The 22494-nt window shown below is 75.3% G+C and carries 19 protein-coding genes and 1 pseudogene; 7 read left to right on the forward strand and 13 right to left on the reverse strand.

The features are described from left to right. Positions 1 to 413: 413 nt before the first annotated feature. From ACH4N1_RS21880 to ACH4N1_RS21890, 3 genes are all read right to left on the reverse strand, one after another. Positions 414 to 2945, reverse strand: a complete 2532-nt coding sequence (locus ACH4N1_RS21880) for an alpha/beta fold hydrolase (RefSeq protein ID WP_398099288.1) — start codon at positions 2943 to 2945, stop codon at positions 414 to 416. Continuing rightward, positions 2942 to 4726: an N-acetylglutaminylglutamine amidotransferase gene (locus ACH4N1_RS21885; protein WP_398099290.1), complete on the reverse strand. Its 1785-nt coding sequence runs from the start codon at positions 4724 to 4726 to the stop codon at positions 2942 to 2944. Before ACH4N1_RS21885 ends, ACH4N1_RS21880 begins: the two co-directional genes overlap by 4 nt. Positions 4727 to 4955: 229 nt before the next feature. After that, positions 4956 to 6149 (reverse strand): glutamate--cysteine ligase, encoded by a 1194-nt coding sequence (locus ACH4N1_RS21890; RefSeq protein WP_398099292.1) that lies wholly within the window; start codon positions 6147 to 6149, stop codon positions 4956 to 4958. A gap of 154 nt (positions 6150 to 6303) precedes the next feature. Here ACH4N1_RS21890 and ACH4N1_RS21895 point away from each other — a divergent pair. Then, positions 6304 to 6417 (forward strand): annotated as a pseudogene (locus ACH4N1_RS21895) (IS5/IS1182 family transposase); the annotation flags it as partial. Between the two features lie 121 nt (positions 6418 to 6538). On the opposite strand, the gene ACH4N1_RS21900 reads toward ACH4N1_RS21895, so the two are convergent. Continuing rightward, a complete protein-coding gene (locus ACH4N1_RS21900; RefSeq protein WP_398099294.1) occupies positions 6539 to 7480 on the reverse strand; it encodes a PhzF family phenazine biosynthesis isomerase in 942 nt (313 codons plus the stop codon). A gap of 85 nt (positions 7481 to 7565) precedes the next feature. On the opposite strand from ACH4N1_RS21900, the gene ACH4N1_RS21905 reads away from it, so the two are divergent. After that, positions 7566 to 8453, forward strand: a complete 888-nt coding sequence (locus ACH4N1_RS21905) for a LysR family transcriptional regulator (RefSeq protein WP_398099296.1) — start codon at positions 7566 to 7568, stop codon at positions 8451 to 8453. 177 nt (positions 8454 to 8630) lie between these two features. Here ACH4N1_RS21905 and ACH4N1_RS21910 read toward each other — a convergent pair whose 3' ends face one another. Then, on the reverse strand, positions 8631 to 9176 hold the full coding sequence (locus ACH4N1_RS21910) for a DUF1360 domain-containing protein (RefSeq protein ID WP_398099298.1): 546 nt from the start codon (positions 9174 to 9176) through the stop codon (positions 8631 to 8633). Between the two features lie 533 nt (positions 9177 to 9709). On the opposite strand from ACH4N1_RS21910, the gene ACH4N1_RS21915 reads away from it, so the two are divergent. Together ACH4N1_RS21915 and ACH4N1_RS21920 are read left to right on the forward strand one after the other, a co-directional pair. Continuing rightward, the gene (locus tag ACH4N1_RS21915; RefSeq protein ID WP_398099300.1) at positions 9710 to 9970 is read left to right on the forward strand and encodes a hypothetical protein; all 261 of its coding nucleotides are present in this window, start codon (positions 9710 to 9712) and stop codon (positions 9968 to 9970) included. 2 nt (positions 9971 to 9972) lie between these two features. Continuing rightward, on the forward strand, positions 9973 to 10152 hold the full coding sequence (locus ACH4N1_RS21920; protein WP_366058630.1) for a DUF6480 family protein: 180 nt from the start codon (positions 9973 to 9975) through the stop codon (positions 10150 to 10152). A gap of 216 nt (positions 10153 to 10368) precedes the next feature. Here ACH4N1_RS21920 and ACH4N1_RS21925 read toward each other — a convergent pair whose 3' ends face one another. Then, positions 10369 to 12426: a glycosyltransferase family 4 protein gene (locus ACH4N1_RS21925; protein WP_398099302.1), complete on the reverse strand. Its 2058-nt coding sequence runs from the start codon at positions 12424 to 12426 to the stop codon at positions 10369 to 10371. A gap of 407 nt (positions 12427 to 12833) precedes the next feature. Here ACH4N1_RS21925 and ACH4N1_RS21930 point away from each other — a divergent pair, with 407 nt between their 5' ends. Continuing rightward, entirely contained in the window at positions 12834 to 14171 is a 1338-nt protein-coding gene (locus ACH4N1_RS21930; protein WP_398099303.1) for a glycosyltransferase, read from the forward strand. A gap of 15 nt (positions 14172 to 14186) precedes the next feature. On the opposite strand, the gene ACH4N1_RS21935 is transcribed toward ACH4N1_RS21930, so the two are convergent. The 5 genes from ACH4N1_RS21935 to ACH4N1_RS21955 form a co-directional block, all read right to left on the reverse strand. After that, positions 14187 to 14960, reverse strand: a complete 774-nt coding sequence (locus ACH4N1_RS21935; RefSeq protein WP_398099305.1) for a YqjF family protein — start codon at positions 14958 to 14960, stop codon at positions 14187 to 14189. 291 nt (positions 14961 to 15251) lie between these two features. Beyond that, positions 15252 to 15917 (reverse strand): SDR family NAD(P)-dependent oxidoreductase, encoded by a 666-nt coding sequence (locus ACH4N1_RS21940; RefSeq protein WP_398099307.1) that lies wholly within the window; start codon positions 15915 to 15917, stop codon positions 15252 to 15254. A 465-nt stretch (positions 15918 to 16382) separates the two neighbouring features. Continuing rightward, the gene (locus ACH4N1_RS21945; protein WP_398099309.1) at positions 16383 to 17624 is read right to left on the reverse strand and encodes an NAD(P)/FAD-dependent oxidoreductase; all 1242 of its coding nucleotides are present in this window, start codon (positions 17622 to 17624) and stop codon (positions 16383 to 16385) included. A gap of 370 nt (positions 17625 to 17994) precedes the next feature. Beyond that, entirely contained in the window at positions 17995 to 18258 is a 264-nt protein-coding gene (locus ACH4N1_RS21950) for a hypothetical protein (RefSeq protein WP_398099311.1), read from the reverse strand. Positions 18259 to 18396: 138 nt separating this feature from the next. Next, complete coding sequence (locus ACH4N1_RS21955) at positions 18397 to 18894, reverse strand: PaaI family thioesterase (protein ID WP_398099312.1); 498 nt, start codon at positions 18892 to 18894, stop codon at positions 18397 to 18399. Positions 18895 to 18987: 93 nt separating this feature from the next. Between ACH4N1_RS21955 and ACH4N1_RS21960 the strand changes: the two genes are divergently transcribed. Further along, positions 18988 to 19455, forward strand: coding sequence for a winged helix-turn-helix transcriptional regulator (locus tag ACH4N1_RS21960; protein ID WP_398099314.1), 468 nt, complete (start codon positions 18988 to 18990; stop codon positions 19453 to 19455). A 270-nt stretch (positions 19456 to 19725) separates the two neighbouring features. Here the strand turns inward: ACH4N1_RS21960 and ACH4N1_RS21965 are convergent, their stop codons facing one another. Both ACH4N1_RS21965 and ACH4N1_RS21970 read right to left on the reverse strand, forming a co-directional pair. Next, entirely contained in the window at positions 19726 to 19989 is a 264-nt protein-coding gene (locus ACH4N1_RS21965; protein ID WP_398099316.1) for a hypothetical protein, read from the reverse strand. 147 nt (positions 19990 to 20136) lie between these two features. Beyond that, a complete protein-coding gene (locus ACH4N1_RS21970; protein WP_398099318.1) occupies positions 20137 to 20724 on the reverse strand; it encodes a rhomboid family intramembrane serine protease in 588 nt (195 codons plus the stop codon). 332 nt (positions 20725 to 21056) lie between these two features. Here ACH4N1_RS21970 and ACH4N1_RS21975 point away from each other — a divergent pair, with 332 nt between their 5' ends. After that, positions 21057 to 22475, forward strand: coding sequence for a DEAD/DEAH box helicase (locus tag ACH4N1_RS21975; protein ID WP_398099320.1), 1419 nt, complete (start codon positions 21057 to 21059; stop codon positions 22473 to 22475). Positions 22476 to 22494: the final 19 nt, after the last annotated feature.

A 22494-nucleotide genomic window follows, 5' to 3' on the forward strand; every position in this document is an offset into this window, starting at 1 on the left:
CCGCCCTCTGTTCCCCTGAGGTCACTGCCGTGGCCGGGTTCGCGACGCGCCCACGCCCGTCCGGCGGTGTCGATCGCCGGGGAACGAGACGCGGATCCGGGCCGCCCGCGAGTGCCGCGACCGCTTCCACACTAACCCGGCACCTGTGCCGACGAGAGCTCGAGCGAGGTGAGCACATCGCTCCCGCGGCGGGCTTCGCGGGCCGGGCCCGGTCCCGGGGACGGGTCGCCGTCCGGACCGTTGTGAGGCCGGGCCCGCCCGGTGGCAGCGGGGCCGCCGGCCCGCCGGAGCCGTCCGAGGGGCTCCGGCAGCGGCGTCACCGGCGAGGGGCCGGGGCCGGACACGGTCCCTTCCGGTGCGGAGGCGAGCCGGCGGTGCACGGCCGGCGCACCCCGGGGCGCCCGACGGCGGGGTCACCCCGCGAGGTGGCGCTCGATCCAGTCGGCCGCGGCCCGGCGGTAGATCCGCCGGCTGTCCGCGCGCAGGAAGTCGTGGCCCTCGTTGCGCAGGGTGAGCAGTTCGGCCGTCACGCCGCGTTCGCGGGCCGCGCGCACGAACTGTTCGGATTCGCCGGGCGGCACGTTGGTGTCGTGTTCGCCGTGCACGGCGAGGACCGGCACCCGCAGCGCGTCGATCCCGGTCATCGGGGACAGCGCGCGGAGCAGTTCGCGGTCGTGTTCCGGGTGGCCGTACTTGTGCGCCGCCGATTCCGCGATCCACGGCTCGGTACCGGCGTAGAAGGTCGCGAAGTCGGACATCCCGCAGGCCGCGACGCCGGTGCGGAAGAGGTCCGGGTGCCGCACCAGGGAGGCCATCACCAGGTAGCCGCCGTACGAGCGTCCCATCACGGCCAGCCGCCGGGGGTCGGCGAGACGGGCCACCACGGCGTGGGCGGCGCAGTCGGCCACGTCCTGGATCGCGGCGAAGCGTCCGGTGCCGAGGTCGGCGTCGACGAACGACCGGCCGTGGCCCGAGGAGCCGCGCACGTCGGGAGCGAAGACGTCCAGGCCCCGGCCCAGCAGCTCGTGGTAGAGCGGATTGAACACCGGCCTCTCCTGCTCCTCCGGTCCGCCGTGGAGGTGGATCACGCAGGGCGCCGGTTCCCCCGGCCCCCGGCCCGGCGCGCGGTAGTACCAGCCGCTCAGCGGCAGTCCGTCGCGCGCCGTCAGCCGCACCGGTACGGGACGTACGGGGGGACGGCCGGGCGGGACGGCGTCCTCGTCCCGGGACGACCACGGGGTGCGCAGCGCGGTGCCGTCGGAGAGCCACCACACGCCGGGGCGCCGCTGTGATCCGGACAGTGCCAGCACCGGTCCCGCCCGGTTCTCGGCCGGCGCGATGCGGGTCACCACTTCGTGCGGCAGCGGCACCGCCCGCGGCGGGCCCGCCAGGGCGTCCCCGGTGCCCCCGGCCGGGGCGAGGGCGAGGATCTCCAGCTCGCTCGCGCCGCGCGCGTTCCAGGCCAGGGCCGCGGTGTGCCCGTCACGGCCGAAGGCCAGCAGTTCCAGTCCGCGGTCCGCGCGCTCGGCGGCGACGACCGGTGCCCGCCCCTCCCCCTCGGGAGAGAGGCGGACGGCGAACAGCGCGGCGAACTCGCGTGCCGCGTCGCTGCGCAGCCACAGCGTCCTGCCGTCCGGCGAGAAACGACCGACCCACGGATCACCGTCGGCGACCGGCAGCGCGTAGGTGGTCCGCAGGTCGGCGGTGCGGACCACGAGGGCTTCGCGCCGGCCGCGCGGGCCGCGCCGTAGCAGTGCCAGCCGCCCGTCCCGGCTGATGTCGCAGACGCGCAGCGTGGCGGCGGCGCGCTCGACCGCCAGCAGGACGGGGGCCGTCACCCCCTCGGGGTCGACGAGGTAGGCGGCCAGTCCCCCGCCGGCCGTCCCGTCCGGGCCGCCCGCGCCGTGCGGGCCGGGGGCTCCCGCGCCACGGCCCGTCGCGACGTCGCCGAGCCGGGCGTCCGTGCGCGCCGACACGGCGGGTACGGCGTCCGGGGCGCGGGAGGGGACGGTCCGGGAAGTCTCGTGCCGCGGCGGCACGGAGGGCACGTCCTGCCGCAGCGGCCCCCGGGCGCCCTCGTCCCTTTCCCCGGGGTGGGCGGCGGGACCGGCCTCCGAGGGGTGCGGGCTGCCCAGCAGGACGGCCCGGCCGTCCCGGGAGGCCCAGCCGGCGGCCCGCGGGGCGGTGTACGTGCCGGGATCGGCGAGGCCCTCGTGAGCGGGTCCCTCCTCCGGGTCGCCCGCGCGCCGCGCGGCGACCGGCTCGGCGACGGTGACGGCCAGCGCCGTGCCGTCGTGCTGCCAGCAGCCGAGGTGCGCCGAACTGCCCGGCTCGGCGCCGGCGAGGACGCGCCGCCCGGTTCCGTCGGGGCGTACGCACAGCACGCGGGTGTGTTCGCCCCCTCCGGGGGCCGTGGTGTAGGCGATCCAGCGGCCGTCCGGCGACCAGGCCACTTCCTTCACCGGGTGGGGGTCGGAGTCGAGCAGGTGCACCTCGTGTCCGTCGACCGGTCCCGTCCACAGTTGCGGCACGCCGCCCCGGTCGCAGATGAACGCGACGAACCTGCCGCTCGGGTCGACCGAGGGGTACCAGCAGCCGTGGGACGTCAGCCACCGGGGGGTGTCCCGCGGCCCGGCGGTGTCGGGCAGGGGCACGGACACCGGACTCGTGGAGGCCGGTACGGGGCCCGTGGGGGCCGGTACCGGGTCGGTGGAGGCCGGTACCGGGCCGGTGGAGGCCGGTACCGGGCCGGCGCCGGCCGGGCCGGTGCGGCCACCGGTCGTCGCGGTGCCCGCCCGGGACGCCGGGCCGTCGTGGCGGGACAGCCGCGGCATCGCCCCGGCGGGATCCGTGCCGTCGGGGGTGCCGGGGGGCGGGCTCCCGTGCGGGTGCGGCCGGGCTCCCGTCATCGGGGTCGGGGGATGCGGACCCGGTGCGCCGGTCATGTGATTCCGTGCGTCTGCAGCCATGTCTCCAGCAGGGCCACCTGCCACAGCGCGTTCGCCCCACGCCTGGTCCGGTGATCGTCGGGAGCCGACAGGAGCCTGTTCAGGTACGCGTCCTGGAAGACGCCCCGTGACCTGGCCGCGGGGGCGGCCAGCGCCTCGCGGACCCGCTCCAGGACGGGGCCCGCCATGTGCTTGACCGCCGGGACAGGGAAGTAGCCCTTGGGCCGGTCGACGACCTCCGCGGGCAGGACCTCGCGGCCGGCGGCCTTGAGGACCCCCTTGCCGCCGTCGGCGAGTTTCAGCTCCGGCGGGCAGGCGGCGGCGAGCTCCACCAGTTCGTGGTCGAGGAAGGGGACCCTGGCCTCCAGCCCCCAGTCCATGGTCATGTTGTCGACCCGCTTGACCGGGTCGTCGACCAGCATCACGTGGGTGTCGAGCCGCAGCGCCGCGTCGAGGGCGGTCTCGGCGCCCGGCTCCGCCATGTGCTCCACCACGAAGCGGTGGGACACGTCGTGATCGGGCAGCAGATGCGGCTGGAGGACGCCGGCGAGGTCGGCGTGCGACCGGTCGAAGTACGTGTCGGCGTACCTCTCGGGTTCACGCTGCCTCGGGACCGCCGCCAGGTCCGGGTACCAGTGGTAGCCGGCGAAGACCTCGTCCGCGCCCTGACCGCTCTGGACGACCTTCACCTCCTTCGCCACCTGCTCCGACAGCAGATGGAAGGCCACCACGTCGTGGCTGGTCATCGGCTCGCTCATCGCCTCGATCGCCGCGTCCAGCGCGGTCGACACGCGGTCCGAGGGCACCATCAGCTGGTGGTGGTCCGTCCCGAAGTGCCGGGCGACCAGGTCCGAGTACGGGAACTCGTCGCCCTCCTCGCCGCCCTCCGACTCGAAGCCCACACTGAACGTCGCGAGGTCGCGCTGTCCCTCGTCGGCGAGCAGCGCCACGATCAGGCTGGAGTCGAGGCCGCCCGACAGGAGGACGCCCACGGGCACGTCGGCGACCATCCGGCGCCGTACCGCGGTGCGCAGCGCGTCGAGCACCGCGTCCCGCCAGTCGTCCGGGCCCAGGTGCGCGTACTCGTCCCGCCGGGTGTACGACGGCTGCCAGTAGCGGATGTCGCGGTGGCGGCCGTCGGGCTCCACGACGCGCACGGTGGCCGGGGGCAGCTTGCGCACGCCCGCCAGGACGGTGCGGGGTGCGGCGACCGTGGCGTGCCAGCTCATGTACTGGTGCAGCGCGACGGGGTCGAGCGAGGTGTCGACGCCGCCCCCGGCGAGGAGCGCCGGCAGCGAGGACGCGAAGCGCAGCCGCCCCGGGGTCTCGGTGAGGTAGAGCGGCTTGATGCCCAGCCGGTCACGTACCAGGACGACCCGTCCGGTGGCCTGTTCGACGATGACGAAGGCGAACATGCCGTACAGGCGGTCGACGCAGGCGGTGCCCCACTGCTGGTACGCCTTGAGCACCACCTCGGTGTCGGAGCCGGAGAAGAAGCGGTGACCGAGACCGCGCAGTTCGTCACGCAGTTCCCGGTAGTTGTAGATGCAGCCGTTGAAGACACCGGCGATCCGCGCCGCGGGGTCGGTCATCGGCTGGGCCCCGCACTCCGACAGGTCGATGATCTTCAACCGGCGGTGGCCCAGGGCGACAGGGCCCTGCGACCACAGCCCCCTGCCGTCCGGTCCCCTGGCGGCGAGCCGGTCGGTCATGCGCTCGACCGCCGCCAGGTCGGGTCGTCCGCCGTCGAAGCGGACCTCTCCGCTGAGGCCGCACATCAGATCCCACCCCCTCGCCGGGCGCCGTCGGCCCGGCGTGACGTGGTCGCCGGCGGGTCACCGGGCGAGCACGAGCACGTGGACGAGCCGGTTCGGTGCGGGGCGGTACTGCTGCTGGGCATGGTGAGCTGCTCTCCTCTGCTTGTCTTGTCGGCTCTGCTTGTCCTGTCGGCTCTGCTTGTCCTGTCGGCGCGGCCGCGGGTTGTTCCGTCGGCGGGGCCGCGGGGTGTCAGCCGTGCAGGGTCGCCTGCCGGCCCGGTGCCGGACCCCCTGCCGGGGCGGCACCGGTCGCCGCGACGGGCCGGTGTGCGGCCGCCGGTGCGGGCCGCTGCCTGCGCCCGCCGCGGGTCTCCTCGACGAGGGTCTCGACGCCGGCGAGGAGGCCTTCCTCCTCGACGACCCCGCGCAGCCGGTGCGCGGCGCTTCCGTGGGCCAGGGCTTCCTCCATGAGGGCGCACACGGTGTCCCAGTCGCCGGCGGCCTCCAGGGCCGGGCGCAGTCGCCGGAGCATGCCGCGCAGGACGGCGGGGGCGGGCGCGGGGAGGCCGGTGGCGGGGTCGACCAGGGGGCCTTCCAGAGCGCTCCGGGCCGCCCGCCAGTTCGCGGCCCGCAGCCCTTCGTGCCGTCCGTCGCAGTCCTGGGCGCCGGGCTGTTCCAGCCGGGCGCGCGCGTCCTCGACCAGGGCACGGAACAGCCCGGCCACGAGGACGACCGTCTCGGCACGCGGGCAGGCGTCGCAGATGCGCAGCTCCAGCGTCCGCTGGTGATCGGACGGCCGTACGTCGTAGTAGACCATCCCCGGATCGCTGATCACGCCGGAGCGGACGAGGCCCGAGACGGCGGCGTCGTAGTCCTCGGCCCGGGCGAAGCAGCCGGCCGGTCCCGCGGTGGGCCACCGCTGCCACAGCATCGTGCGCCAGCCGGCGTATCCGGTGTCGGCCCCGAGCCAGAAGGGCGAGCTGGCGGACAGGGCGAGCAGCGGGGGCAGCCAGGGCGAGACGGCGCACATGATCCGTACGGCCGTGTCGCGATCGGGTACGTCGACGTGGACCTGTGCGCTGCAGACCAGGTGCTCGTCGGCGACCTGCCGGTACTCGTCGGCCATGTGCCGGTAGCGGGGGTCGGCGGTCGTGTCGCCGGAGGTCACCCGCGCGAGCGGCACGGTCCCGGCCGCCACGACGGCCAGTCCGAGGGGGGAGGCCGCCGCGTCGAGCCGCAGTCGTGCCTTGACGATGTCGGCGTGCAGGGAGTCCAGCGAGGAGTGCACCCGGCTGTTCCATTCGACGGCCGACTGCTGCAGTTCCGCGGTGACATCGGGTCTGCGGCGGAGCCGGCCCAGGACCTCACCCGCGCGCGGCACGAGCAGCCCGCTCTCGATGTCCACGACATGGAATTCTTCCTCTACCCCTATGCGAACGGCCACGGCTCTCCCTTTTCCACCGGACGATCGGCCGCCCGGTCGAAGACCCGCGGCGATCAGTGCCCACGCCGAGTTCCCGGCACACGGGCCGCTTAGTCCTCACCGGTGCACTCGTGCCGCGATCCGGAAGACGGGGGACGTATCGCTGTGGCCTCCTCGCGGTGCCCGGGCCGGTCCGGGCAGGCCGCGGACGCGACCCCTGGCCGTTTTGGCCGATCGCGCTTGTTCCTCACGTGCCGTCCGCAGCCACCTGCGGCGCCGGGGCATCCGTTACGCGGGGCACCCGATCATGCCCGGCGAACCGGTCGACCGGCATCGACGGCTCGACCCGGGGCCGCACCACATCAGTGATCACTCTGCGGACAGACGCAGCCGATCGACTGGCCGACCGCTCAAAGAGACACCCCCTGGTCCATCGGAACGGCCTGCCCCGTGACGCGTGTGTGGGGGTTCCTGGGGTCGACGTCGATCAGCAGGTCGCTGGGGCGGCCCATGTCCTCTCCCTGCCGGATGCTGATCCTGGTGGGACGGGTGACGAGGCCGAGCGTGCGGAGGTACCCGCCGAACGCCGCGGCCGCCGCTCCGGTCGCCGGGTCCTCCACGACGCCACCGACCGGGAACGGGTTGCGGACGTGGAAGCGCTCCGGTGTCTCGCGCCACACGAGCATCACGGTGGTCCAGCCGTGACGCCGCATCACGTCGGCGAGGCCGTCGAAGTCGTAGGCGAGGGACGCCAGGCGTTCCCGGGAGGCGGCGGCCAGCACCAGGTGGTCGTTGCCGCCGAACGCCACGTGCGGCGGCAGTTCGGGGTCCAGGTCGCCGGCGTCCCAGCCCAGGGCTTTCAGCGTCTCGTCCAGTTCGGTGCTCCGGGCGGGGCGGGAGCGGGTCGCGACGCTGGTGAGCGTGGCCAGCACGGCGCCTTCGTCCTCCGTGACGGCCACGGGGATCTCGCCCGCCGCCGTGTCGAGGAGGATCTCGCCGGGGCCCGTCCGCTCGGCGAGGGCGACGGCCAGGGCGAGGGTCGCGTGCCCGCAGAAGGCCACCTCGGCGAGCGGGCTGAAGTAGCGGACACCGAACCGCCGGGACGCCTCGTCCCGGCCGGTACCGCTGGTGACGAAGGCGGTCTCGGAGTAGCCGACCCGGGCGGCGACGGCGAGCATCGTCGCGTCGTCGAGCCCGCGGGCGTCGAGCACGACACCGGCGGGGTTGCCTCCCGCCGGATCACGGGTGAAGGCCGCGTACCGCAGGACCTCCGCGGGCGGCCGGACGTGGTCGGCGGGGCTGGTCGCGGTGGTGTCGCCGGTTCGGGTGGTCTCGCTGGTTTCGCTGGTCATGTCGTCCACGCTCCCATCCCGGCACCGATCGAGTCCAACGATGGATGTCGATGCAGCCCATCGGCAACTCACATATCCTGGAGGCGTGGACACCCGCTTGCTGCACACCTTCACCGCCCTCGCCCGGACGGGCAGTTTCACGGCCGCCGCCGCCGAGTTGCACCTCGCCCAGTCGACGGTCACCGTGCACATCCGCGCCCTGGAGCGGGAACTCGGCGTCCGGCTGTTCGACCGCCTGCCCACGGGCGCGCTGCTCACCGGGACCGGCCGACGCCTGCTGGAGAGGGCCGAGGACGTGCTCGACGCCGTCGCGCGGCTGCGGGCGGACGGTGCCGGCGACGGGGCCGCGGGGGGACGCGTGGTCGTCGGCACCCCCGAGTCGCTGTGCACGACGCGGCTGCCGGGCGTGGTCGCCGCCCTGCGCACGAGCCACCCCGAGGTGGACGTCCAGCTGTACGCGGGCGGCACCGCGCGGTGTGTCGAGGGACTGCGGTCCGGACGCCTGGACCTGGCCCTGCTGCTGGAGGAGGAAGCCGACTTCCCCGATGTGACCACCGAACCGATCGCCCGCGAGCCCCTCGCTCTCGTCTGCGCGCCCGGCCACCCGCTCGCCGCGCGGGCCGACGCGCCGACATGGGAGGAACTCTCCGGCGAGGACGTCTTCCTGCTGGAAGAGGGCTGTTCCTACAGCGACGGGCTGGAGCGCCGGCTGCTCGCCGTGCCCGGCGCCCGGCCGCGCCTGACCCGCTTCGGGAGTGTGGACGCGGCGCGTTCCTGCGTGACCGCCGGGCTGGGAGTGACCCTGCTGCCCCTGACGACCGTGCGGGACCACCTGCGCGACGGACGGCTGCTGCGCCTCGGCGGACCGCGGTTCGCCGATGCTCCGGTGCGGCTGGCCCGCCACCGCAGACGGTGGACGTCACCGGCGGCCGAGACGTTCGTCCGGGAACTGGTACGGCACCTGCCCGGCTGACGGGCCGGGAACACCGCGCCGTTCACGACGCGTGCCCCCCACGGCACTCCTGACCGGGCCGCCGGTGCGGCCGGTGCGGCCGGTGCGGCCGGTGCGGCCGGTGCGGCCGGTGCGGCCGGTGCGGCCGGTGCGGCCGGTGCGGCCGGTGGCGAAGGTGTCGTGGGGTGCGGCGGCGGGCTACTCGCCGCCGGTGACCTTGTCCGTCAAGGCGCCGTAGGCCAGTTGCAGCGCGTCCGCCCCGGCCAGTGCGGTGAGCGCCCCCATGGCCGTCCGCGTGCCGCGCGGCCAGAGCAGCTGGCCCGCGGTCAGGGTCGAGGCCACCCAGACGCTCATGCAGAACGGGCAGGTCACCAGTTCGCCGACGGCGTCCCTGCCGTCGTCGGCGCGTGCTTCCTCGTGCAGTTCGGCCGGGCCCTGCGGACCGACGTACCGCGTGAAGGGGGCCCTGAGCGGGCTGGTCACCGACGCCTTGCTCAGCAGCCGGCTGAGCCGGAAGGTGGCCACCGCGGTCAGGATCACGTCCCAGGGTTCCGGCCGGTCGGGCAGGGGGCGACGCCGCAGCCGTACCGCCGTCGCCCAGACCGCCGTGTACGCCCCGAATCCCGCCATGGCCGTGAGATAGCCGCCCAGCGGCCGCTCGTGCCCGGCCGAGTAGTCGCGTCGCGTGCCCCGGAGGAATCGCTCCAGGCGTCCGGTGAAACGGCTGCCGACTGTTGTGCCCATGGTTCGCGCCCGTTCCTGTCCCGCTGCGTCAGCGGGTCGGTTCCGTCACCCTCGTCCGTGTGCGCTCGCCGTTCCGGTTCCGACTCGCCCGAGGGGCCGGGCCCGAGAACGCGGACGCCGGGCGGTCGCCGTACGGCTGCCGGCCCCCGGGTCCCCGCCAGGGCATCCGGCAAACGGGGACGGAGAGAGGGTTCAGGGAGGGGGACGCCCGGGACAGGGGCTGGGCGGAGGCGGGCTCTCGTTCCGGCTCGGGGTTCGGAACGAGAGCCCTTGTCCCCTGCACGAACCACTTCGCCGGGAGTCCCGGGAACGGATGCACCCCGGCCGGATTCACCCGGTCGGCGGTACGACGGCGTCGGACGGGCCGAGCCCGGCCCTCTTGCCGTCCGGGGGTTCCGCGCGCCCCGCGGCCCGGTGGGCAGACGCATCCGAGTGCCGTCCTCGGATAGAACTGGTCGTGAACCTCATCCCGATATGCGGCTTTTGTCGCAACCGGACGGGATGCGACTCTTCCCACCGCCCGAGGAGAATTCATGATCGTCAAGAAGCTGCACGAGGCCGGCGTCACGAGCGAGCACGCCTACCTGGCGGCCACCGCCTCGATCGGCCTGTCCCTCGTGTCCTGGCTCACCTCCAGCAGGAACGAGAGCCTGGAGCGCGCCGACCGCTGGGGCATCTTCGTCGGCGAGTGGGCTCCCACGTTCTTCGGTCTGGGGCTCGCCCTGGCGAACTACGAGGACCGGGAGGCGACCCGCGCCGACGGGCCCCTCTCCGGTTCCCTCCACGAGGTGTGACCATGAGCGAGCCACTGCCTCCTCCCGGCGAGACCCCTCCCGTGGAGGGATCGACCGCCGAGGCGCACTGCGAACGACCGGACGGCGGCATCTGGGAGCACCCGCGCATCTGGCTGTTCCTGATCACGGCCGGCTGCCTGCTCGTCGCCGCGTTCTTCCTGGTGCGCGTCATCACTTTGTGAGCCGGCCCCGGCACCGGGACGGCCCGCCCGTACCACCGGGCGGGCCGTCCCGTCGGGGCCCCGCGGCATCCGGGCGCGGCACGCTCTCTCCCCCCGGCGCCGCCCCGCGTCACCCGGCGCACTCCCCGGCGCCGCCCCGCGTGCTCCCCCACACCGCCCCGCGTCACCCGGCGAGGTGGCCTCGTCGGGCGCGGCGCACTCACCCGGTGGCGGCCGTCACGCGTCGGCGGAGCCGCGCGGCGTCGCCCGGTACTCGGCGGCCAGGGCCTCCGCCATGTCCGCCACCGAGTAGCGGGTCGTCACCGTCTCCCGGGCGGCGCGCGCCAGGTGGGCGCGCCGGTCCTCGGGCAGGGACGCCAGCCGGTGCAGGCCGCGGGCCAGGCCGGAGGCGGACGAGGTGTCGAGCAGGATGCCGTTGACGCCGTCGCGCAGATAGTGGGCCACTCCCCCGCGGAGCGGGCCCGCGGCCGGCAGTCCGGCCTCCATCGCCTCCAGTACGGCGATCCCGAACTCCTCCTTGGCGCTCGGGCACACGTACCAGGTCGGCACGCCGTTGCCGCCGTCGGCCAGGGCCCGCTCCAGGCGTCTCACCTCGTTGTTCGGCATCGCGGGGAGCATCGCGAGGCGCCGTGTCGCGGCCACCTGCCCGGCCGGCAGAGCGCTGAGCGTGTCGCGCATCCGCTGTTCGGCCGGGGTGGGGCGGTCCGTGCCTCCTCCGACGAGGACCAGCGTGGTCGTACGCCACAACTCCGTCGTGAGCCAGGTGCGCACGAGCAGGTCCTGCTGTTTGACGGGGTGGAGCCGTCCCACGCACAGCAGCAGCGGCAGGCTCCGGTCGGCCGGCGCGAGCGCGTCCGGCCGGCCGCCGTCGGCGAACAGGTCGTCCAGCATCCGCCGCCGCAGCGACGCCTCGTCGGCCGCCGGTACGTACGGGGCGATTCCCTCGGGCGGTGCGGGCGGTCCCGTGGGGCCGTACCGGTCGCCGAGAACGGGGAAGTGCCGCAGCAGGTCACTGGTGCCGGGGCGGCCGGGGATGCCGATCACGGTGTCGGCCCGGTCCACCAGGCGGTCGGCGCAGAAGACGCGGTGCAGATCGCCGCGCAGCAGTTCCGCGCGCTCGGGGTCCCGGGGTCCGGTCCGGGCGTACTTCCGTACCAGGTTGCGGTGGGGGTCGGGGGTCGCGGTGAAGAACAGGCGTCCTCCCGTCCGGGCGGTCGCCTGCGCGAGGGCGAGGCTGCCGTCGTCGGCGTACCGCACGTGCACGACGTCGACGGGGCGGGGCAGGGCGCCCAGCAGGCGGGCGGCCCACCAGGCGAGCGCGGCGCGGTGCTCGGGCCAGGCGTCCGGCTGGGGCGGCCCGGGCGCGTCGACGGGCAGGCGCAGCACCCAGTGGCCGGGGTCGCGCTCCCGCAGCAGACGGGGGTCGCGGGCCAGGCCGTCGAGGCCCGCGGTCACCACCGTCACCACGCCGGCGATGCCGTCGCTGAGGGCGAGCCGGGCCCCGAGTCCGCCCAGCAGGACGGACATGCCGCCGCTCAGTCCCTGTCCCGGCGTGTCCAGGTCGCCCTGGAGCATGGTCTGCGCGACGACGATGCCGGGGGCCTGCCAGCTGTCCTCGGTGAGGGTGCCGGGAGGGTCGAGGAGCAGTCGCTCGTAGGCGTCCGTCGCGGTGTCGGCGACGGGCAGGTGGACGGTGCCGTCGGGGAGCCGGTGCAGGTAGCGCCAGAGGGCGTGGCGGGCGCCCCGGTCGGCGGGCCCGGCGAGTGCCGCGGCCTCGGCCGCGGACAGGGGGCGCAGGTCCGCCGTTTCGGCGCAGTCCAGCAGGAACGCGGTGCGCGCGGCGACGGGCGCGCCGCGCAGCAGCATGTGGCGCAGCGTCTCCTCGGCGTACCGCGCGCCGTGGCGGCGCACGGTGTCGGGCCACATCTCGGCCAGGACCGCGCCGAGCCTCGGCCCGCCGTGGGCGTGGGCGAGCAGGGCCTCGGGGGTGAGCGGAACGGCGAGGCGGCAGGCCCGTCGCAGGGAGGCGACGGCCGTGTCCTCGCGGCTGAGCGCGGGCGCCGGGCCGTGCGGGACGGGGCGCGGACCGAGCCCGTACTCGGCCTCCAGCAGCATCGCCAGCTCACCGCCGGGGGGCCGGGCCGCGGCGCCGCCCGGCCCGTCCGCGCGCGTGCCGCGGAAGAAGACGGCCCGCGCGGCGGCGAGCAGGTCTGGATCCTCATGGGACGGCGTTGCCTCCGTGGTGTCCCACGGCGGCGCTGAGGAGGCGGACACTCTGGTCTCCTTCGTGCGGAACGGACGACGTTGCGAGTTCCCCCGGGAGGCTTCACCCGGATGCACCCGCTCCCGTCGCGCGCTCCGGCGGGCGGCCCTGGCGCGCCTTGGCCACGTCCTGCCGTTCCTTGCCGTGACCTGCCGTGACCTGCCGTTCCTCACCGTGGCCTGCCGTGTCCTGCGCCGGCGCGACCTGCCCGCGCCGTACCGTGGGGCGCCGTACCGTGCCGCCCCGTCCCGCCCGTCCCATCCCGCGCCGCGCCGCGCCGTGCCGCCCCGTCCCATCCCGTGCCGCGCCGCCCCGTCCCATCCCGTGCCGCCCCGTCCCGCCCCGTCCCATACCGCGCCGCCCCGTACCGCCGAGGGCCCGCCGCATCCGTGGCACCGCGCCGTCGCGAAGGAGGGGTATGCCGCGCATTGTGATCATCAGCCCGCCGTTCTTCTCCCACGCCCGCCCCCTGTCCGTCCTGGCGGCCGCCCTGCGGGAGCGGGGGGCGGACGTGCACTTCGCGTGCTCGGAGGCGTTCGAGGATCTCGCGGTCCGCGCCGGTGCGCGTTTCGTGCCGCTGACCGTGACGCGCAACGCGAACACGGGGGTGGCGGAGGCCACGGAGCAGGAGGCCGCGGAGGCGGCCCGGCTGGGCGAGTTCCTCGACGCCACCCGGCACGGCGCGGTTCCCGCCCTGATGACGCAGGCCCGCCACCGCCGGGCCGACATGCTGGCCGACCCGGAGGGCGTGCTCGCGGAGCTGCGTGCCCTCGACGAGCGGTTGCGCCCCGACTGGTACGTGGTGGATCAGCTCGGTTACGCGGTGACTCTCGGCCTGCACTGTCTGGGGGTGCGGTACGCGACGTTCTGCCCGGGGCATCCGACCTACGTCCTCGCGGGTCCCGACAGCTACTTCGGCGTGCCCTACGACTGGCCCGCCGCCCTGCGGCCCGACCCGCGGCGACTGGCCGACCTGACGGCCGCGGCCCGCGAGAACGACGACGCGTTCACGGCGTTGTTCGAGGCGTTCGCCCGGACCGAGGCGCCCGCCGCCCCCACCCCGGGCCGCGCCTTCGCGCTGACGTCGCCCGACGCGGTCCTGTACTCCTACCCGGAACTGCCCTGGCTGCCCGTGCCGCCGGCGGGCCCGGAGCATGTGTACGCGGGACACATGGTCGGCGCCGTGGAGCCGTTGGACGACGACTGGTCCCGGCGGCTGCGACGGCTGCGCGAACGGGCCGACCGGGTCGTCCTCGTCGCGCTCGGCACCTTCCTGAGCGCCCGCGACGACGTTCTGCGGGCCGTCGTGTCCGGGGTGGTGGACGGCACCGACAGCACGGCCGTCGTCGTGGCGGCGGGCCGGCGGACGGCCGCCCTCGCGGATCTGGCCGGCGACCGCGTCGTCGTGGCGCCGTCCGTCCCGCAGCAGTCCCTGCTCGCCCACGTGGACGCGATGGTCCACCACGGAGGCAACAACTCGTTCACCGAGTGCCTGCGGTTCGGGGTCCCCGCGCTGGTCCTTCCGTTCTCCAGCGATCAGTTCGCCGTCGCGCGCGACGCGGAACGCGCCGGTGTCGGGGTCGTACGGGACCCGAACACCCTGTCCCCCCGGGACGTGCCGGCGGTGCTGCACTTCCTGACCACGACCGTCCGCGACCGCATGGGGCGGTGGGTGCGGCAGGCCGGTGAGCGCGGCCCGGACCACGCGGCTGCCCGGCTCCTGGCCGTCATGGGCGAGCCGGCCCCCGCACGCTGAGGCGGCCGGCGCCCCTCACCTCGCGCGGCCCGGCGGCGGCAGCGGCACGGGCGTGCCGAACCGCACCGGAACACCGGGCGCGTACAGGACGCTGTCGGGTTCCGCGCGCAGCGGAGCGACCCCCGCCGCGGCGAGGAGGGACGCGTCCCAGTCGAGGAGGTCGCAGCGCCGGAAGGTCCACACCGGGTGGACGTTGGGCAGGTAGTACGTCCTCGTCGGCCCGCGTTCGTGCAGCCCCCAGCGGTGGGTCAGGAACTCGTCCAGCGGCCGGGGCCCGACCGCGTCGTCCGACACCTGGACCCGGACCCGGCCGCTCGGACGCTCGTGCACCCGGCCCCGGGTGCGGTACACCAGACGTCGCCCGTGCCACTGCCGGGACACGCGCGCCCATCGGTAGGGCAGCCCGAAGCCCGCCCGCGCGGCGAGGACCGGCAGCAGCCGGTCGCAGTCGAGCGAGCGGAAGACGACACCGCGCCGGCCGAGCGCGTCACGGCTGTACAGGCGCACGTTGACCTCGTTGAACGTGCCCAGGTACGGCAGCGGCGGGCCGTTGCCGAAAGCGAGGTCCTCCATGCGGAAGAACACCAGGCCCGCGTAGGCGCGGCCGCGGTACAGGTCCGGGACCGTACCTTGCGGCAGGAGGCGGGCGACGTCGAAGGGGTCGACCTCCCAGTGCAGGAACACCAGGTCGCGCCAGAACTGCCGGAACAGCACACGGCGCAGGCGGCGAGGGGCGAGTGGGGTCAGCGACTCGACGCCGCCGGTGTACCGTTCGCCGCGATCGCTCATCACGCATTCCCTCCGGCAGGTGACGGTCCGCGGGCGCCGCGACGCCGCCCGGCGTCCGGCCCGCCCTGTGGATCATTCGGCCGAAGGCCCCGGGACGGTTGCACCGGCGAGGCGGGCACCCGTTCCCGGCGCGGACTGCGCGGGCCGCGGGACGGGGGGCGCGGGGCGGGGTGTGCGAGGCGAGGTGTGCGGGGTGAGGGCCGACGTGTCGAGCCGCACCGGCCGCGGACCCGCGTGGCTCGGGACGGTTCGAGGGGGGACGTCCCGGGCCGCGCTCCCGGTACGCCGCCGTCACCGGGTGGACGGCACACGGGACGCCGTCAGGGCGTCGACGATCATGTCCACCGCCTCGTCGACCGTACGCCCCGGCGGCAGGACGGGCGCGCGGCCGACCACGGCGCGTTCCGCGAACCCCGACTCCACGTGCGGCAGCCGGATGTCCAGGACCGCCGTACCGGTGCGCCGGCGCTCACGGCGGACCGACGTCAGCCAGGCCGCCAGTGCCGCCTTGGAAGCGGTGTAGTCGGCCATGCCGGCCGGTGCGGCGTCCACGACGACGCCGGTCACCGCGGCGAGGGTGCCGCCCGGCGGTACGACGGTGAGCGCCGCGCGGAGGAAGGCGACGGGAGCGAGGGCGTTGACCGTCAGCAGGTGCTCGGCGACCGTGTCGCCGACCGCCTCGGCCGGACCGAACCCCGCGGCCCCGACGCACACCACCACCGTGTCCAGACCGCCGAGCGCGCCGACCGCCCAGGGGATCGTGCGGGCACAGCCGTCCAGGTCGTAGGCGTCGAAGCGACGGGCCGGCGCACCGCCGCAGGCGGCGGAGACCCGCGCCAGGGAGGCCGGGTCACGGCCCGCCACGGCGACCCGCGCGCCGAGTCCGTGCAGCCGCTCGGCGAGGGCGGCGCCGATGACGCCGGTGGCGCCGGGTACGAGGACACGATCACCGTTCACCTCCACCGGCCACCTCCTTGTCCCGGTACGCGTGGACGGACGACGGGCGCCGACTCCCGCGGGTCACCGCCCCGGTCCGGCAGTGCCGCCGCTCACGACGGAGCCGGGGCTCCGTCCCGTCCGCTTTCGTCACCACTTCCGAGGACGGGGGGCGAGCGGTTGCAGCGTCTTCGTGGTGGCATCCGCGACGCGCCACCGCGCGGCGGAACTCGGCGACCGGGTCCGCCACGTGCGCGCCGGGACCTACCGGGAGGGGCCGCGCGAGGCGGTCGGCGACGGTCCGGTGGCCGTGCACCACCCGGCGTCGCACGCCGGGCTGCGGGCGGATCCCGCGGCGGCGGGGCGGGGCGGGCCGACGCCGGAGACCCGGCAAACGGACGCCCGGCCGACGCAGCGGAGCCGACGGCCGGACGGCCGGCCGACGCCACGGAACCGACCGCCGCAGACGCCGCGGCGGGGGTCCGGTCACCGCCGCAGGTCCCGCAGCACCTCGCGGGCGGCCCGCGCCCCGGACGCCAGGGCTCCCTGCACGGACCCGGTGGCGCGGTGGTCGCCGCACACGTAACGGCCCGGCGCCACACGCGTGGTGCGGGTCAGCGGCCGGGGCGGGATCATCGCGGGCAGCGCGTCCTCGATCGTCCGGACGGTCAGCAGGTCCCAGCCGTCCGTACCGGTGCCGTACGCCTCGCCGAGCGCCGCCCGTACGGCACGCTCCCCGCCCTCCTGGTCCCGGCCCAGGACCGAGGTGGCGACGAGGGCGTGGCCGGGCGGGGCGTAGGCGGGCACGGCGTCGCTGAGGACGCAGGTGTTGAGGAAGCGGCGCCGGGTGTCCACGAGGAGTGTCGGCTCGCCGAGCGGGGACCGCGGGGCGACGTGGTAGTACGTCGTCACCACCCGGTAGTCGGGGAGGCCGACCCCGGGGAGCAGGTCGCCGACGGGTCCGGGGCCGGTGGCGACCACGACGGCCCGTGCGGCGATCTCCCGGCCGCCCGCCGTCAGCGCGCCGTCGTCCGTGAGCCGTTCCACCGGGGTCTCCAGGTGGACCGTGCCGCGCGGCAGGGCGGCCGCCAGGGCTCGCGGTACGGCTCCGACACCCCCGGTGGGCAGGCACAGGGTGCCGCGCAGCATGCTCCGCCACACGAGGTGGAACACCCGGGCGGAGGTCTCCAGCCCGTCCTCCAGGAAGACCCCCGACAGGAACGGGCGGAAGAACCTCTCGACGAACGCGTCGGAGATCCCTGCGTCCGCGAGCGCCGTGCGGGTGGTGGTGTCCGCGAGCCGTTTGAGCCGGCGGGGCGGAGCCAGCATGTCGCGGGCGGACAACAGGCCGAGGGCGGCCAGGTCGCGCGGCCCGGCGAGGCGGCCCGGCAGCAGGTCGGGCAGCGTGCGCGGGCGGCGGGTGGGGTCGCTGAAGCGGAGCCGGCCGGAGGGGCTGTGGATCAGGACGCCGGGGGTGAAGGGCCGCAGCCTCAGGTCCCTCAGGACCAGCCTGCGCCGGACCTGGGGGTAGGACGTGTTGAAGACCTGGAACCCGCGGTCGACGACGAAGCCCTCCACCCGGTCGGAGCGCATCCTTCCGCCGACCTCGTCGCCGGCCTCCACGACCCGTACGGCGACGCCGGCCGCCAGCAGGTCCCCGGCGCAGGCGAGCCCGGCGAGTCCGGCTCCGACCACCAGCACGTCCGTCGCGTCCCGGGCTGCGGACACAAGACCACCTCTCCCACGTCTCGGCGCGGCCGGTGCCGCATCCGTCTGTGTTCCAGGGGTTCCCCGTCCGCGGATGCGACACCGCACCGTCCGCGCGAACGCCGCCCGTCCGGGCTCGTGGCACGCGAGGCCGGCCGTCGGCCACCCGGACGCCCGGACACCGAGTGACCGCAGCCGACCGTCGGCACCGGACCCCGGCCGCCCGGATGCGCAGCTCGGCGGAGGCGTGCTCCGGCCGGACAGGACACCGGATCGCGTCGGCCGCCGCGGAGCCCGCCCGTCCCGCCGTCGGACACGTCCTGCGCCACGGACACGTCCTGCGCCACCCGGACGCCCCGTCGGGCCACCGGCCCTCGAGCACGGCCCGGGTTCACCCCCGCTCCGCCCGCTCCGCCCGCTCCGCCCGCTCGGTCGCCTCCAGCCGGTCCAGCGCCTCGCGCGTCGACTTCTCGGAGCGGATCAGCTTCCAGGTCTCGACGCCGCAGTCCACCACCGCGGCCACACCCCCGAGGAACACGAGGACGCGCAGCGGGAGCCACCAGCGCTCCCGTACCACGGCGAAGCCCGTCATGGCCGCACCCGTCAGCAGAGACCTGCCGGCCCGTCGCAACCACAGCTCGATCCCGTCCCCCATGGCGTGCCCTCCCCCTCGCGCCCCGGTGGGCGGCCGGCAAGAAGGATACGAGGCACGGGTGACCGGTTCGGCGCGGCCCGGGACCGGGCGCCGGGACCGCCGCCCGGAGCCCCGCGAGGGACCATGGACCGCGGTCGCCTACGACGCCGGAGGCACCGGGAAGATCATGCAGCTGCTGGTGGCGTGGGCGAGCAGCCGTCCCGTTCCGTCGACCAACTGCGCTTGCGCCAGGGCTGTTCGGCGGCCCTGGCTGACAACCGTGCCGATGGCGCGCACCGTTCCGGTGTCCACGGTGATCCGCCTCAGGAACTTCACGGTGAGGTCGAGCGAGGTGTAGGCCATGCCCTGCGGAAGGGTGGACTGCACGGCGCAGCCGGCCGCCGAGTCGAGCAGGGTGGCGAAGACGCCGCCGTGCACGCTGCCGATCGGGTTGTAGTGCTCCTCCCCCGGGGTGAGCGAGAAGACCGCCCTGCCGGGCTCCACCTCGTCCAGGGTGAAGTCCACGGTGCGGCTGACGGGCGGCCCCGGGAGCCGCCCCGCCAGCAGTTCGCGCAGGAAGTCGATGCCGGCCATGCGCCCGGCGGCTTCCGCGAGGACCGCGGGGTCGTCCCATTGATACGTGCGCATGCGTCCCACGAGCCGAGGCCTTCCCGTCTGGCTTTTGCAAGTGAAGCTAGCCCTCGGTCCACCTGACTGTCAATGACGAAGTCAGCCCTCTACCATGGCGGAATGGAGTGGCTTGAGGCGAGCACGGAGAACTGCCCCGTCCAGCGCACGCTCGACGTGGTGGGGGAGAAATGGACGTTGCTGATCCTGCGGGACGCCGTCAACGGGGTCCGCCGCTTCGACGACTTCCACCGTCACATCGGCCTGTCGGAGGCCGTCCTCAGCGACCGCCTCCGGAAGCTGATCTCGGCCGGCGTGCTGAAGACCGTGCCCTACCGGGAGCCGGGCAACCGCTCCCGCAACGAGTACCGCCTGACCCGCAAGGGCTGGGACCTGTGGCCCGTCCTCATGGCGCTCGGTCAGTGGGGCGAGACCTACGCCCTGGGCACCGAGGGACCCGTGCTGGACGTCCGCCACACCGGCTGCGACGCCCCGGTCCGCGTCGTCGTCGAGTGCTCCGCGGACCACGCGGCCCTCACCCCCGGCGAGGTCACCGCCCGGCTGGGGCCGGGGGCCCGCCCCCGCTCCTGACAAGGGGCCGCCCGCCTTCCGGGCCCGACGGGGAACGCCCCGCCGCCGCAGGGGGCGGAGTCGGCAGGGTGGCCCGAACCGGCCGGCGCCGCCGATCCCCTCGCGGCAGGAGCCGACGGGGCCGGCAGCCGTGGCGGCCGTTCGACGACCGGCGGAACCCATGACGGCCGTTCGACGGCGGCGCGGCTCGCCCGCGCGGTGGCGGAGCCCGCCGCCCCGAGCGGGAGAACGGGACGGCCGGCCCGCCGTGCGAAACGCGAACCGCCCCGCTCAGGCGCTCGCCTGCCGGCGTGCGGCCATCCTCCGTGGTGCGGCATGGTGCACCGCCCCACCGGCATCGGCCGGCCCCCGGTGCAGCAGCCACAGGGACGTCATGGACAACAGGCCGGCGAAGACGACCAGGAAGAACACCGACACCCACATCTGCCGGCTCCCCGGGTCCTCCCACCCCGCCCAGGCGGCCGAGGCGGCCCACAGCAGGGCTCCCCCCGCGTAGACGGGGCGGATGCGCCGCAACTGCCGAGCGGCACGCACGGATTCAGCGTGATCGTTCTCCGGTGTCATGGCGGCCCAGTACCCCGAAACGCCGCTCCTACCGTCCCGGCACCACCCGGAATCCCGGCGGACGGCCCGCGCCCGCCCTCAGGCTCTCGGGCTCTCAGGGCGAGGCCGGGCGACGGCTCATCCCTGGCGGCCGGGAGTCCGCCGGAACGCCACCGCCGCGACGACGCCGCCGATCAGGCCGAAGAGATGCCCCTGCCAGCTGACCCCGGTCGCCGTCGGCAGCACGCCCCAGAGGATCGAGCCGTAGACGGCACCGACGAGGAGCCCCACCAGCACGTCCCCCATGCGGCGGTCGACGAAGCCGCGGACGACCAGATAGCCGAAGAGGCCGAAGACGACGCCGGAGGCGCCCGCGGTCGTGGAGTACGCCGGTGCCGTGAGCCAGACGCCCAGGCCGCTCACCAGCGTGATCAGCGCGGTGACGGCGAGGAAGCGACGGATGCCGGACAGGGCGGCGAGGAAGCCCATCACCAGCAACGGCAGACTGTTGGCGGCGAGATGGCCGAAGCCGAAGTGCAGGAAGGCGGCGGGCACGACGTCGCGCAACTCGCCGAACTCCCGCGGCGAGATGCCGTAGGAGTCGAGGGCGTGGCCGCTGACCGCGTCGATGATCTCCAGCACCCACAGCAGGGCGACCCACCCCGCGACCAGCACCGCTGCGTCCCGGGCGCGGGCCCGCCGCGACGGCGGTGCGGGCCGCGTCACGTCGTACGCTCCGGCCGGTCCGTTGCGCGATCCGGCACCGAAGTCCGATCCGTACACCACAGCAGCCCCCTCCGATGCCTTCCCGTCCGTCAATTGTGCCCGACCCGGTCGCCTCCTGATCCGCGATCACCATGGGGAGGAGGGCCGGTCGTGTGCGCGGTGCGGGGCCCGCGGGCGTCCGCGGAGTCCCGGTGTCCGGTACCGGCCGACCGATCCGTGGGCGCGCGGGCGGGCGCTGGTAAAATGGGTGAACGCTTTCGACGCCGCCGGGGTCCGTACCAACGGGTACGGACCCCGGCGCGTTGCGGGCGTCACACCGAGGAAGGTTCCCCATGAACGCGAAGCCGCCGGCCCCTGGACTCCCGCACACCGGCAAGCACCGGCCGGCGACGGCGCCGCAGGACGAACTCCCGACGTCCCCGGCCGTCTCCCCCGGCCTGCCGCCGGCCGCGTCCTTCGGCGCGCTCGGCCTCCCGCCGGAACTGCTGACGACGATGACCGGCCTCGGCGTGACGGAGCCCTTCCCGATCCAGGCGGCGACCCTGCCCGACGCGCTGGCCGGCCGCGACGTCCTCGGCCGGGCGCGGACCGGCTCCGGCAAGACGCTGGCGTTCGGCCTCGCCCTCCTCGTCCGCACGGCAGGCCGGCGGGCGGAACCGAAGCGGCCCCGGGGGCTGGTCCTGGTGCCGACCCGGGAGCTCGCCCAGCAGGTGGGCGAGGCACTGGAGCCGTACGCACGGGTGCTGGACGTGCGGCTGGCGACGGTGGTCGGAGGCCTGTCGATCAACCGGCAGACGGCGCTGCTGCGGGCCGGCGCCGATGTCGTCGTCGCGACGCCGGGGCGGCTGACCGATCTGCTGTCGCGCCGGGACTGCTTCCTGAACCACGTGCGGGTCACGGTGCTGGACGAGGCGGACCAGATGTGCGACCTGGGGTTCCTGCCCCAGGTCTCCGACATCCTCGAGCAGATTCCCGCCGACGGGCAGCGGCTGCTGTTCTCGGCCACGCTCGACCGGGGCGTCGACCAGCTGGTGCGGGACCATCTGCACGAGCCGGTCCTCGCGTCGGTCGACCGTTCGGCCGGCTCCGTCGCCACGATGGAGCACCATGTCCTGAACATCCACGCCGCCGACAAGTACGCGACCGCGACCGAGATCGCCGCGCGGGACGGCCGGGTGCTGATGTTCCTGGACACCAAGGCCGCCGTGGACCAGTTCACCCGGCACCTGCGGGCGAGCGGGGTGCGGGCGTCCGCCCTGCACAGCGGGAAGTCGCAGCCCCAACGCACCCACACGCTGGCCCAGTTCAAGAAGGGCGAGGTCACCGTGCTGGTGGCCACCAATGTCGCCGCGCGCGGCATCCACATCGACGCGCTCGACCTCGTCGTCAACGTGGACCCGCCGGCCGACGCCAAGGACTACCTGCACCGGGGCGGGCGTACGGCGCGGGCCGGGGAGTCCGGCAGGGTGGTCACGCTGGTCACGCCCAACGAGCGGCGTGAGGTGAACCGGATGATGTCCGAGGCCGGGATCAGGCCGACGGTCACCCAGGTCCGCTCCGGTGAGGCGGCGCTGACCGCGATCACCGGGGCGAGGCGTCCACCGGCCGGGACGAAGGGCGGCGGCGGCAACGCTCCCTTCCGCGGGCTGGGCACCCGTCCGGCCGGCGCCGCCAAGGAGTCCCGCAGGACCGCCGAGGCCCGCAGGACGGCGGAGGCCCGTGCGGCGGCCCGGGTGCGCAGGGGCCGCTGACGGGAGGCGGACCGGCCCG

This window comes from Streptomyces sp. NPDC017202, from assembly GCF_044331705.1.
GTDB lineage: Bacteria > Actinomycetota > Actinomycetes > Streptomycetales > Streptomycetaceae > Streptomyces.

Coding starts and splice junctions, on each gene's coding strand:
- ACH4N1_RS21880 (WP_398099288.1), bottom strand. CDS start 2,945: ATGACCGGCGCACCGGGTCCGCATCCCCCGACCCCGATGACGGGAGCC.
- ACH4N1_RS21885 (WP_398099290.1), bottom strand. CDS start 4,726: ATGTGCGGCCTCAGCGGAGAGGTCCGCTTCGACGGCGGACGACCCGAC.
- ACH4N1_RS21900 (WP_398099294.1), bottom strand. CDS start 7,480: ATGACCAGCGAAACCAGCGAGACCACCCGAACCGGCGACACCACCGCG.
- ACH4N1_RS21910 (WP_398099298.1), bottom strand. CDS start 9,176: ATGGGCACAACAGTCGGCAGCCGTTTCACCGGACGCCTGGAGCGATTC.
- ACH4N1_RS21915 (WP_398099300.1), top strand. CDS start 9,710: ATGATCGTCAAGAAGCTGCACGAGGCCGGCGTCACGAGCGAGCACGCC.
- ACH4N1_RS21920 (WP_366058630.1), top strand. CDS start 9,973: ATGAGCGAGCCACTGCCTCCTCCCGGCGAGACCCCTCCCGTGGAGGGA.
- ACH4N1_RS21930 (WP_398099303.1), top strand. CDS start 12,834: ATGCCGCGCATTGTGATCATCAGCCCGCCGTTCTTCTCCCACGCCCGC.
- ACH4N1_RS21935 (WP_398099305.1), bottom strand. CDS start 14,960: ATGAGCGATCGCGGCGAACGGTACACCGGCGGCGTCGAGTCGCTGACC.
- ACH4N1_RS21950 (WP_398099311.1), bottom strand. CDS start 18,258: ATGGGGGACGGGATCGAGCTGTGGTTGCGACGGGCCGGCAGGTCTCTG.
- ACH4N1_RS21960 (WP_398099314.1), top strand. CDS start 18,988: ATGGAGTGGCTTGAGGCGAGCACGGAGAACTGCCCCGTCCAGCGCACG.
- ACH4N1_RS21975 (WP_398099320.1), top strand. CDS start 21,057: ATGAACGCGAAGCCGCCGGCCCCTGGACTCCCGCACACCGGCAAGCAC.